This is a genomic window from Listeria monocytogenes, assembly GCF_013282665.1.
In the GTDB taxonomy this organism is placed as follows: domain Bacteria; phylum Bacillota; class Bacilli; order Lactobacillales; family Listeriaceae; genus Listeria; species Listeria monocytogenes_C.
The window spans coordinates 340,922-353,157 of the sequence record NZ_CP054041.1 but is presented as its reverse complement, the minus strand read 5'-3'; the positions used below and the strand labels follow the sequence as shown (position 1 = coordinate 353,157).

At 40.8% G+C, this 12,236-nt stretch carries 11 protein-coding genes; 4 read left to right on the top strand and 7 right to left on the bottom strand.

Going from position 1 to position 12,236, the window contains the following annotated elements; genetic code table 11:
• Nucleotides 1–67 precede the first annotated feature (67 nt).
• The 4 genes from deoR (at nt 68) to HRK21_RS01780 (ending at nt 4,271) form a co-directional block, all read left to right on the top strand.
• The gene (deoR, locus tag HRK21_RS01795; RefSeq protein WP_070005989.1) at nt 68–1,015 is read left to right on the top strand and encodes a DNA-binding transcriptional repressor DeoR; all 948 of its coding nucleotides are present in this window, start codon (nt 68–70) and stop codon (nt 1,013–1,015) included.
• Nucleotides 1,016–1,077: 62 nt separating this feature from the next.
• Entirely contained in the window at nt 1,078–1,749 is a 672-nt protein-coding gene (gene deoC, locus HRK21_RS01790) for a deoxyribose-phosphate aldolase (RefSeq protein ID WP_070005988.1), read from the top strand.
• 79 nt (nt 1,750–1,828) lie between these two features.
• Nucleotides 1,829–2,839 (top strand): substrate-binding domain-containing protein, encoded by a 1,011-nt coding sequence (locus tag HRK21_RS01785; RefSeq protein WP_070005987.1) that lies wholly within the window; start codon nt 1,829–1,831, stop codon nt 2,837–2,839.
• Nucleotides 2,840–2,969: 130 nt separating this feature from the next.
• Entirely contained in the window at nt 2,970–4,271 is a 1,302-nt protein-coding gene (locus tag HRK21_RS01780) for a pyrimidine-nucleoside phosphorylase (RefSeq protein ID WP_003739375.1), read from the top strand.
• A gap of 36 nt (nt 4,272–4,307) precedes the next feature.
• On the opposite strand, the gene budA is transcribed toward HRK21_RS01780, so the two are convergent.
• From budA to ilvC, 7 genes are all read right to left on the bottom strand, one after another.
• The gene (gene budA, locus HRK21_RS01775) at nt 4,308–5,027 is read right to left on the bottom strand and encodes an acetolactate decarboxylase (protein WP_003723157.1); all 720 of its coding nucleotides are present in this window, start codon (nt 5,025–5,027) and stop codon (nt 4,308–4,310) included.
• Between the two features lie 192 nt (nt 5,028–5,219).
• Nucleotides 5,220–6,488 (bottom strand): threonine ammonia-lyase, encoded by a 1,269-nt coding sequence (gene ilvA, locus HRK21_RS01770; protein ID WP_069887942.1) that lies wholly within the window; start codon nt 6,486–6,488, stop codon nt 5,220–5,222.
• A gap of 18 nt (nt 6,489–6,506) precedes the next feature.
• The gene (gene leuD, locus HRK21_RS01765) at nt 6,507–7,088 is read right to left on the bottom strand and encodes a 3-isopropylmalate dehydratase small subunit (protein ID WP_003727975.1); all 582 of its coding nucleotides are present in this window, start codon (nt 7,086–7,088) and stop codon (nt 6,507–6,509) included.
• A complete protein-coding gene (gene leuC / locus HRK21_RS01760; RefSeq protein WP_069887944.1) occupies nt 7,075–8,463 on the bottom strand; it encodes a 3-isopropylmalate dehydratase large subunit in 1,389 nt (462 codons plus the stop codon). The genes leuD and leuC overlap by 14 nt, the downstream gene beginning before the upstream one ends.
• 1 nt (nt 8,464) lies before the next feature.
• Nucleotides 8,465–9,517: a 3-isopropylmalate dehydrogenase gene (leuB, locus tag HRK21_RS01755; protein WP_070005986.1), complete on the bottom strand. Its 1,053-nt coding sequence runs from the start codon at nt 9,515–9,517 to the stop codon at nt 8,465–8,467.
• Nucleotide 9,518: 1 nt separating this feature from the next.
• On the bottom strand, nt 9,519–11,057 hold the full coding sequence (locus HRK21_RS01750) for a 2-isopropylmalate synthase (RefSeq protein ID WP_070005985.1): 1,539 nt from the start codon (nt 11,055–11,057) through the stop codon (nt 9,519–9,521).
• A 159-nt stretch (nt 11,058–11,216) separates the two neighbouring features.
• Nucleotides 11,217–12,212, bottom strand: coding sequence for a ketol-acid reductoisomerase (gene ilvC / locus HRK21_RS01745; RefSeq protein WP_003725875.1), 996 nt, complete (start codon nt 12,210–12,212; stop codon nt 11,217–11,219).
• Between the last annotated feature and the right edge of the window lie 24 nt (nt 12,213–12,236).

The following is a 12,236-nucleotide window of genomic DNA, read 5'->3' as shown; positions in this document are numbered from 1 at the left end:
TTTAACTTCCCTCTCGAACTATCCCTGCTCTTACGTTATACTAAAAAGAAAACGATGGAGGGATGAAATGGATAAACAAAAAGAACAACTCAGCGTGGAGGTTGCGAGACTTTATTATCAATCGGACCTTGGTCAACAAGAAATCGCCACACGCCTAGGTGTATCCAGACCGACCGTTTCCAGATTGCTTCAAAACGCGAAAACAAAAGGATACGTCAAAATCGAAGTCCAAGATCCATTTTCTAACCTCACTGAACTGGCTGTGGCTTTAAAAGAAAAATACCAACTTAAAAATGTCACTGTTGCGTTCAGCCAAACAAATGATTATAGCGAAATCACCAAGCAAATCAGTCAAAGTGCCGCAGAATATTTGGAAGAAATTATCCATGACGGCGATATTCTCGGCGTGAGCTGGGGAACAACAATGTACAAAATCGCCCAAAAACTGACCCCGTTAAAAGCAGAAATAAAAGTCGTCCAACTGAAAGGCGGCGTGAGTCACTCTGATGTCAATACGTATGCTGCTGAAACGTTAGCATTATTCGGTGCTGCCTATGATATAGCGCCAGTTTCGTTGCCTCTGCCAGTGGTCCTTGATAACCCACTCGCTAAGCAAATGGTAGAAGCAGATCGCCATATAAAAAATATCATCGAACTAGGTAAAAAAGCCAATATCGCTATTTTTACAGTAGGGACTGTGCGTGACGAAGCCTTGCTTTTCCGCCTAGGCTATTTTTCCGATCAAGAAAAGGCTCACTTAAAAGAAAAAGCAGTCGGCGATATTTGTTCACGATTTTTCACGATTGACGGCGAAATCGCTGACGAAAAAATGGATGAACGAACCATTGGTATCAATTTAGAAGATTTAAAACAAAAAGAAACAGCCATCCTTGTCGCAGGCGGTGAACGAAAAATAAAAGCGATTCATGGCGCGCTTCGTGGTGGCTATGCCAATCATTTTATCACCGACCAATTTACCGCAAAACAACTACTTGAACAAAATTTCATCAATTAGTTTACAAATGTTCTGTAGTGCGATATGATGAAACCAAATCCAATTTTAAAGGAGTTTTTAAAATGACAATTGCTAAAATGATCGACCATACTGCATTAAAACCAGACACAACGAAAGAACAAATTTTGACATTAACAAAAGAAGCGAGAGAATACGGTTTTGCTTCCGTATGCGTGAACCCAACTTGGGTAAAACTATCCGCTGAACAACTTGTTGGAGCAGAATCCGTTGTATGTACAGTTATCGGTTTCCCGTTAGGAGCGAATACTCCAGAAGTAAAAGCATTTGAAGTAAAAGACGCTATCCAAAACGGTGCAAAAGAAGTGGACATGGTTATCAACATCGGTGCACTAAAAGACAAAGACGATGAATTAGTAGAACGTGATATTCGCGCTGTAGTCGATGCTGCCAAAGGAAAAGCATTAGTAAAAGTAATTATCGAAACTTGTCTATTAACAGACGAAGAAAAAGTTCGTGCATGTGAAATCGCTGTAAAAGCGGGAACAGATTTCGTTAAAACATCCACTGGATTCTCTACAGGTGGCGCAACTGCCGAAGATATCGCCTTAATGCGCAAAACAGTTGGACCAAACATTGGCGTAAAAGCTTCAGGTGGAGTTCGTACGAAAGAAGACGTAGAAAAAATGATCGAAGCAGGCGCAACTCGTATTGGCGCAAGTGCAGGTGTCGCAATTGTTTCCGGCGAAAAACCAGCCAAACCAGATAATTACTAATTTTGCATGAAACCCCTTTATTATTATTCTTAAATGTGGCAAAATAAGGAGAATAGATAATCTGACTGGGGGAGTTTAAATGGCTGCAACCATCCGCGAAATAGCAGAAAAGACAGGCGTTTCAATTACGACGATTTCTCAAATTTTGAATGGTAAAGGGGAACGATTTAGCGAGGTAACTCGTGAAAAGGTCTTGAAAACAGCAAAAGAGATGTCTTACAAACCAAACTTTTTCGCCAAAAATATGATTGTTAGTCACACAAACACTATCGGAATGATTGTCCCGGAAGTAACCGATCCTTTTTTCTCACAAATGGTAAAAGGGGCCGAAGATTACTTGAATAAAGAAGGTTACATGATTATGCTCTGTAACTCTTCTAATGATAAAGAACGTGAAGATTTATATGTAGAAGAATTATTGCACCGGGCTGTCGATGGCTTAATTATCGCCAGCCCTAATATTCTGCTTTCAGGTGTTATCCAACGCATGGAAGAGAAGCGTTCTCCGTATATTTTACTCGATCGTCAGCGGAATCCAAGGCAAGAAGGGAATATCGCGATTGATGATTTCAAAGGCGGTTATATGGCGACGGAGCATTTAATCGAACTAGGCCATACGCGCATCGGAATCATTATTTCGGATACATCTTTTTATAACGTACATGAGCGTTACGAGGGTTACTTGGCGTGCATGAAAGATTATAAACTCCCTGTAAAAGAAGATTGGATTGTGAGTGGAGATCAGACGATGAAAGGCGGTTATATCGCCACGCAGAAGTTACTCGAAGAAAATCTAAGCGCCATTTTTGCCACCAATGATTTAATGGCAATGGGAACTTACCGAGCGGCACTTGAAGCGAATTTGCGTATTCCTGATGATTTAAGCGTCATCGGATTTGACGACATTGAACTTTCCGAATATATGACACCGCCACTTACAACCATTCGACAACCAATCTATGGCATCGGCGAAATCGCTGCCGAACTTTTACTGAAAAATCTTCAAAACCCAACTGAGAAATTAGAGAATCGTTTGCTTGATATTTCTTTAATCAAACGTAGTAGTACAAAAAATATTGACAACAAGTGAGCGAGTACGATATAGTGAGCATGTTAAGCACATGTTCTTGTTTAGTAAAACGGTTTACTTAAAAAGTGTAACCGTTCTCAATAAAGATACATAAAATGCTAAAGTGGACAAAAAGAAAGGGTGAAGAGAAATGAGAATGGTGGATATTATTTCCAAGAAAAGGGACGGCAAAGCTTTATCAACAGAAGAAATTCAGTTTTTCATTGATGGGTATACAAATGGGGAAATTCCAGATTATCAAGCAAGCGCTCTAGCCATGGCAATCTTTTTTCAAGATATGAACGATCAGGAACGCGCAGATTTAACAATGGCAATGGTTGGCTCTGGCGATACGATTGACCTATCTGCAATTGAAGGAATCAAAGTCGACAAACATAGTACTGGTGGTGTTGGCGATACGACGACACTTGTTCTTGCTCCACTTGTAGCAGCAGTTGGCGTACCAGTTGCAAAAATGTCCGGACGCGGACTAGGACACACAGGTGGCACGATTGATAAACTAGAATCTATCGAAGGCTTCCATATCGAACTGGATAAAAAAGATTTCATTGACCTAGTAAACCGCGACAAAGTAGCAGTTATTGGTCAATCAGGCAACCTTACACCAGCAGATAAAAAAATGTACGCGCTTCGTGATGTAACAGGAACCGTGAACTCAATTCCACTAATTGCAAGTTCGATTATGAGTAAAAAAATCGCAGCAGGCGCAGATGCAATCGTACTTGATGTAAAAACAGGTGCCGGTGCATTTATGAAAACGGACGAGGATGCCGAAAACCTAGCACATGCCATGGTTCGTATCGGAAATAACGTTGGTAGAAATACAATGGCAGTCATTTCTGATATGTCCCAACCACTTGGCGAAGCTATCGGAAACGCTTTAGAAGTAAAAGAAGCCATTGATACATTAAAAGGCCAAGGACCAGCAGATTTAACAGAATTAGTACTCGTACTTGGAAGTCAAATGGTCGTACTAGCTAAACAAGCAGAAACCTTAGATGAAGCTCGTGCCAAACTAATCGAAGTAATCGAAAACGGAGCAGCACTTGAGAAATTCAAAACATTCCTTTCCAATCAAGGTGGCGACGCAAGCATTGTCGATCACCCAGAAAAACTGCCGCAAGCAAAATACCAAATCGAAGTACCCGCTAAATCATCTGGCTTCGTAAGTCAAATCGTTGCCGATGAAATTGGTATTGCTGCAATGATCCTAGGCGCCGGTCGCGCAACGAAAGAAGACGAAATCAATCTAGCAGTAGGTTTAATGCTACGCAAAAAAGTGGGCGATGCTGTTAAGGAAGGCGAATCACTCGTAACGATTTTCGCCGACCAAGAAGATGTCGAAAACGTAAAAGCAAAAATCTACGAAAACATTCAAATTTCCGACCACGCAACAGCACCAACCCTTGTTCATAAAGTTATAACAGAATAAACAAAAGCTCCCAAATTAAATTGGGAGCTTTCTTTTTTAATTTTCCGCGGCTTCAATCTGTTCCAACATATCCGGCGTACTTAAATCACTTCTTAAGAATTCCGTCGTTTGAGGTAATTGCAGTTCAAATTCTGTTTGTTGCGCAACTTCTACGGTACCTTCCAGCATTTCATAATCAAACACATGACCGCCGATTTTACGCATATCATCAATAAAATGCACATGATAACCAGAAACGCCAATACCACTAATATAAGCGGGTGTCCAAAAACCAACAATCGTACCCGTAATATATTCAAAATGGTACGTTGGTTGTTCTTTTACCGCTTCAATGAGTGGTGGATAAGGTCTTTGTTGTTTTGGTACAACACGCGTATCCACATAACGGAAATTTCCGGTCATTTTTACTGCATAAAAAACATTCGGTCCTTGTACTAATTCCGCGATTTTTTCTTCCACTGCTTGTTTTGAAGTTGGTTCGGAAACAGAAAAAGAAGTATCAGCATCAAAAAAAGTAGTGCTCGCATAAGGTGTCGTATCTTCTGGTTTTACTTTATAAGCTTGCCCATCTGACCGAATTTGAAAAGCTTCCCCGTCTAAAATAATTAATTCACCATCAAATTGGTCAAGTGTTCCTATACCGAGGTCACCGTGTTGCAATAATTCTTTGAAACTCGTTGTCCCGCTGAAAAGCCCACCAACAAGTGCTGCCATTGTAGAATGTTGAAATAATCGATTTTTTCTAACTGCGTCCATCATTGCCACTCCTTGAATTGTTATATATGGAAAATAACTTTTAAATAATACAGTTTTATTTCTATATGTTCATTATACTACTTTATATCCTTAAACAAAAGATTTTAAACCGAACTTCAAAATAAACTGTTACTATAACAGGTGAGAAAACTGTAATATAAAAAGAGTTCCCGCATGAGGCGAGAACTCTTTTTAAACTAGTAAAGTGTATAAGGTTTGATTATCATTAATCGGAATATAGCTCGGGTCAAAAGCAGCAACCCGGTCAAGCAATCCTTCATAATCATTTTTATCTTGTAACAAAACACCGATAATAACTGGTCCATTACCTCGATTCACTTTTTTCGTATATTCGAATTTGGTGATATCATCATGTGGACCGAGCACATCGTTAACAAATTCTTTCAAAGCCCCAGGACGCTGCGAGAAATTGACGATAAAATAATGCTTTAATCCTTCATGTAAGAGGGAACGTTCTTCAATTTCTTGCATCCGGTTAATATCATTATTTCCACCGCTAACGATACAAACGACGGTCTTGTCTTTAATCTCTTCACGATAGTCTTCAAGTGCGGCAACGGATAATGCTCCAGCGGGTTCTGCAACAATCGCTTGCTTCGTATACATATCCAAAATCGTAGAACAAACAGCACCTTCAGAAACAGTTGTCACTTCATCGACTAACACTTTCGCATGTTGGAACGTTAAGCTACCAACTTCTTTTACCGCAGCGCCATCAACAAATTTATCGATTTTATCTAGTGTTACAACTTGATTTTGTTTTAAAGCTGCTGTCATCGAAGGCGCGCCATCAGGTTCTACCCCGATAATTTTTGTAATCGGGCTCTTCGCTTTGAGATACGTTGCAACCCCGCTAATTAAGCCACCGCCACCGATTCCTGCAAAAACATAGTCTGCTTGCTCGTGTGCTTTATTTAAATCTTTCACCATCTCGACAGCAAGCGATCCTTGGCCTGCAATAATATCAGGATCATCAAACGGCGGGATGAAAGTTTGGCCATGCGCTGCAGCAAATTCTTTCGCGGCAGTTGCAGAAGCATCAAACGTATCGCCAACTAAAACGACTTCGACATTACTACCACCGAAAAATTTTACTTGGGATACTTTTTGTTGCGGGGTAGTCGTTGGCATAAAAATCGTAGCTGGAACTGTCATTCGTTTGCACGTATAAGCAACTCCTTGTGCATGGTTTCCAGCACTCGCGCACGCTACACCTTTTTCTAATTGTTCCGCTGACAATCTAGAAATAGCATAAAAAGCACCACGTAATTTAAAAGAACGTACTCTTTGCAAATCTTCGCGTTTTAGATATACATTGCAATGATATTTTTCCGAAAGATAAAAATCATATTCTAGTGGTGTATGTTTGACGACTGACTTTAAGACTTCATAGGCCTTTTCGACATCTTCTTCTGTTACTAATAAGTCAACTAATTCCATCATACTCACTACCTTTTCTTATATTGAATCCACTTTTTGTTCATAGGCTTTAATCGCATCAATATGTTCAAATGTAATGGCGATATCATCCAGTCCGTTAATAAATTTATTTTTCCACGTAGCATCAATCTCAAACGGGTAGGTACCAACTGAACTAATGACTTGTTGGTTCGGCAAGTCAATGGTCACATTCTCGTCGGCTGCAATTTTCGCTAATTTTTCACGCGCCTCTCTAGGAAGAACGATAGGGAGCACGCCATTTTTCGTACAATTCATATAAAAAATATCACTATAACTGCCAGCAATAATTACGCGGAAACGGTAGTCAAGTAATGCCCAAGCAGCATGCTCTCTGGAAGACCCACAACCAAAGTTATCTCCCGTAATTAAAATTGTTGCTTCCTGGCGATCTGGAGCATTGAGAGGGAAATCTGGATTTGGTTTACGATTCGGAAGGTAGCGCCAACTATCAAAGAGAAATTCGCCAAAACCAGTACGTTCAATTCGTTTTAAGAAACTTTTCGGAATGATTTGGTCGGTATCAATATTGTCATTCATCAGTGCCACTGTTTTCCCTATGTGTACTTTAATTTCCTCCACTGATAACTGCCTCCTTTCGAATATCGATAAAGTGTCCGTTAATTGCCGCAGCTGCAGCCATTGCTGGTGAAACAAGATGAGTACGAGCGCCTTTACCTTGACGACCTTCGAAATTACGGTTCGAAGTAGACGCACAGTGAACCCCGTCCGGTACTTGGTCAGGATTCATTCCTAGACACATTGAACAACCAGGTTCACGCCACTCAAAACCAGCTTCCATAAAAATTTTATCTAGTCCAATAGCTTCTGCCGCATTACGAACTTGGCGAGAACCAGGAACCACGAGTGCGCGAATATTATTTTTCACTTTATTTCCTTTGACGATACGAGCAGCTTCTTCTAAGTCAGAAAGTCTGGCATTCGTACAAGAACCAATAAACACATAGCCAAGCTCGATTTCTTCTGCAGTTTGACCAGGTTTTAGTCCCATATATTCATAAGCGCGCTCATAGTTCATATCTTTAATTTCCGGGAATGCTTTAGAAAAAGGGACGCCCATTTCGGGATTCGTTCCCCAAGTCACGTAAGGTTCCAGAATACTCGCATCCATTTCGATATGAAGGTCATATTCGGCATCTGAATCTGTTTGGAGCGTTTTCCAGTCACTAATGGCTTTTTCCATATCAGCGGGAGCATATTCACGACCACGTACGTATTCAAAAGTAGTTTCATCTGGCGCCATCATGCCCATTTTTGCGCCACCTTCAATGGCCATATTACAAATCGTCATCCGTTCTTCCATCGACATATTGCGAATAGTATCGCCGTAATACTCGACGGCATAACCAGTTCCAAAAGCGACGCCATACGTGGCAATCAGATGCAAAATAATATCTTTGGCATAAACGCCTTTTGGAAGTTTGCCGTTAATTTCAATGCCCATTGATTTTGGTTTTTGTTGCCAAATGGTTTGCGTTGCAAAAACATGCTCTACTTCACTCGAGCCAATCCCAAAACCAATCGCACCAAATGCCCCGTGTGTTGCCGTATGTGAATCTCCACAAACAATGACTTTACCAGGTTGAGTTAGCCCAGTTTCTGGTCCGACCATATGCACGATACCTTGGCGATCACTACCCATATCAGCTAGCGTCACGCCAAATTCCTCGCAATTAGTTTGAAGTGCTTCGATTTGTTTTTTAGCAACAAGGTCTTGAATGTTGAAAATATCTTCAGTTGGAACATTATGATCCATTGTCGCGAACGTTTTATCTGGTCTACGCAGTGGCCGATTTTCCATTCTTAGTCCTTCAAACGCTTGAGGAGAAGTAACTTCATGAATCAAATGAAGATCAACATATAATAATTGTGGTTCACCTTCTTTGCCATAAATGACATGACGATTCCAAAGTTTATCAAAAAGTGTTTTCCCCATCTTATTCTCCTCCTTCAATTTGTTTTAGAACTTCATTTGTAAAATCAGTTGTGGAAGTATTGCCTCCAAGGTCAGCAGTTAAAAATCCAGCTTGCATTGTTTTTGCTGTAGCCGCATCAATCGCATCGGCTTCTTCAAAAAGAGAGAAAGATTGACGAAGCATCATGGATACAGAAGATATCATCGACATTGGATTCGCGATATTTTGATTCGCAATATCTGGTGCAGATCCATGGATAGGTTCATACAAGGACGGCCCATTTTCCGCGTGGCTAGCAGAAGGGAGCATTCCGAGAGAGCCAGTAATAACAGAGGCTTCATCGCTTAAAATATCGCCAAATAAATTTTCTGTTACAATAACATCAAAGGTTGTTGGGCGCTGAATCATAAGCATTGCGGCAGCATCAACGTATAAATGTTCTAATATGATATCTGGATGGCGACTCGCAACTTCTTCAGCAATTTTACGCCATAGTTTACTAGAAGCGAGTACATTTGCTTTATCTACCGACGTAACTTTTTTGTTTCTCGTCGCGGCGATTTCAAAAGCTTTCTCGATAATTCGTTCGATTTCTGCACGTGTATAAGTTAATGAATCAACTGCCGACGTATTATCCCAATATTTCGGTTCCCCGAAATAAAGCCCGCCAGTTAACTCACGCACCACCACAAAATCAGTGTTGCTGACAATTTCCTTTTTTAAAGGAGAAAGGTGTGTAATAGAACTCGGTACTTGGATAGGGCGGATATTAGCGAAAAGTCCAAGCGCTTTTCTGAGTGCAAGCAAGCCGTCTTCAGGTCGTTTCGGTGCGTTATCCCATTTAGGTCCACCAATGGCTCCGAGTAAAATAGCGTCAGCATCTTGACAAGCCTTTAAAGTAGTTGGAGGAATGGGGTCACCAGTCGCGTCAATTCCTGCTCCACCAAAAGGATGCTTTACAATTTCAAAAGTATGATTGTATTTCTTCGCGACTGCTTCCAGTACTTGGAGGCCAGCAGCCATAATTTCTGGACCAATTCCGTCACCGGCTAAGGAAGTAATTTTATATGTCACGTTATTTTACCTCCTGGAAATAAGCTTGCTTACTAGGAGTTTTACTTTTACCTGAAGCTTGCAAATAAGCTTTAGCGCTCGCTGTTAACACGTCAAAGTCAATGCCGATGCCGTGGAATTCAGTGCCGTTATTATCTTTAATGACGACATGTACTTCTGCTTGAGCATCTTGACCGGCTGTAATCGCTTGGATGCGGTAATCGGTCAATTCAATATCTTGTTTCATAAGACGGTTAATCGTGTTATATATAGCTTCAATACTACCAGAACCAGTTGCTGCATCTTCTATTAGAGCGCCATTACGTTCTTCAATACGAACAATCGCACCTTGGACGCCGCCAGTAACGTATTGCACTTGCAAGTGTTTTAATTCGAAATCATCCGCAGACTCAGAAGATTGTCCGAGAATTAACGCATGTAAATCATCTTCGGTTACTTCTTTTTTAGCATCCGCCAGTTGTTTGAATCGTTTAAAAGCATCTTTGAGTTCTTTTTCGCTCAAAGTGTATCCCATTTCTTCCATACGCGTATGGAAAGCATGTTTTCCAGAAAGTTTGCCAAGTGGAAGGGAATTTTTATCTACGCCGACAAGCGCAGGAGTGATAATTTCGTACGTATCTGGATTTTTTAGGACACCATCTTGGTGAATGCCAGATTCATGCGCGTAAGCATTACCACCAATTACAGCTTTGTTACGCGGAACAGGCATACCAGACAAGCGGCTAATCAAATCACTTGAATTTTTAAATTGGTTCAAAACAATATTTGTTTCTGCTTGATAAAAATCTTTGCGAATATGAAGCGCGACAGCAACTTCTTCAAGAGCTGTATTTCCAGCACGTTCACCAATTCCATTAATTGTACCTTCAACGCGTCTCGCACCATTTTCGATTGCAGCAAGTGCATTTGCAGTTGCCATACCAAGGTCATCATGACAATGAGAAGCGAAAATAATATCATCAAATTGCTTTATTTCGCGGCGCAAATCTTGGAATAGCTGGCCGAATTCGGTTGGGTTGGTATACCCGACCGTATCCGGAATGTTGATGACAGTTGCTCCGGCATCGATTGCTGTTTGAATGGCTTCAATTAGAAAAGCACGATCTGACCGAGTTGCATCTTCTGGTGAAAACTGTACAACGTCAAATTTTTGTCTAGCATAACGAATGTGGTGTTTAATGGAAGCGAGAACTTCCGTCCGACTCATTTTTAATTTGTATTCCATATGCACATCGCTCGTTGCTAAGAAGATATGTATTTGCGGGGAAACAGCGTCTTTAAGTGCTTCTTCCGCGCGATCAATATCTCCTTTAACACAGCGCGCTAGCCCTGTTACAGAACAATGTTTAATCGCTTTTGCAATGGCCTTGACGCATTCAAAATCTCCAGGAGAAGAAATCGGAAAGCCGGCTTCAATCACATCAATTCCAAGTTTTTCGAGTTGTAAGGCAATCTGGATTTTCTCCTTTACGTCAAAATTAACTCCAGGGGTTTGTTCGCCATCTCTAAGTGTAGTATCAAAAAACTGGATTTTCTTCATTCGATTTCACCTCTTGTTTTATATTAGATAGGGAAGCTTGGATTTTTCCTGCTTTCAGTATCAGTTTAGGGAAGAAAAGGGTTCTTGCTTAAACTCATATCGAAAAAAGGATAAACGGTTGCTAGGCAAGAATCCTCACCTAGCAATCCGAATTAAGTATTAATGTTGTGGTTTAACAAATGGCATCATTTCGCGAAGTTCTGCACCAACTTTTTCGATTTGATGACCTTGTTGTTCTTTGCGCATTCTATGGAACTCTTTAAAGCCATTTTTGTTGTCGTCGATGAAAGATTTAGCAAAGTTACCATTTTGTATGTCGGTAAGTACTTCTTTCATTGCCTTTTTCGTATCGGCTGTAACAACACGAGGACCAGAAACATAATCACCATATTCTGCTGTATTGGAGATCGAGTGGCGCATTTTTTCCATGCCGCCTTCATACATCAAGTCAACGATTAGTTTCATTTCGTGCAGTACTTCAAAATAAGCGAGTTCTGGTTGGTAGCCAGCTTCTACAAGTGTTTCGAATCCTGCTTGGATAAGGTGAGTCGCACCCCCACAAAGAACCGCTTGTTCGCCAAATAGATCGGTTTCGGTTTCTTCTTTGAAAGTGGTTTCGATAACACCAGCACGAGTGGCGCCAATACCTTTTGCATAAGAAAGAGCTGTGTCGCGTGCGTTTCCAGTGGCATCTTGGTAGATGGCGAATAGGGATGGAACTGCGCCACCTTCAACAAATGTACGACGAACCAAGTGACCAGGCCCTTTTGGAGCTACTAGAAAAACATCTACATCGTTTGGAGGATTAATTACGTCAAAATGAATGTTGAAACCATGTGCGAAAACTAGTGCATTGCCAGCTTTTAGGTTAGGTTTAATTTCGTTTTCATACGTTTCACCTTGCGTTTCATCTGGCAAAAGAATCATGATAACGTCTGCTTTTTCAGCTGCTTCGCTAACAGAATAAACATCAAAGCCATCGTTTCTTGCAGATTCAGCAGATTTTCCTTCGCGGATGCCGATAATAACGTTATTGCCATTGTCACGTAGATTTTGAGAATGTGCGTGACCTTGCGAACCGTACCCGATTACTGCTACTGTTTTACCTTCTAGTGCGTTGTTTTTTACTGCATCTTCATAATAAACTTTTGTCATTTTTCCTAACCTCCAACTAATTTC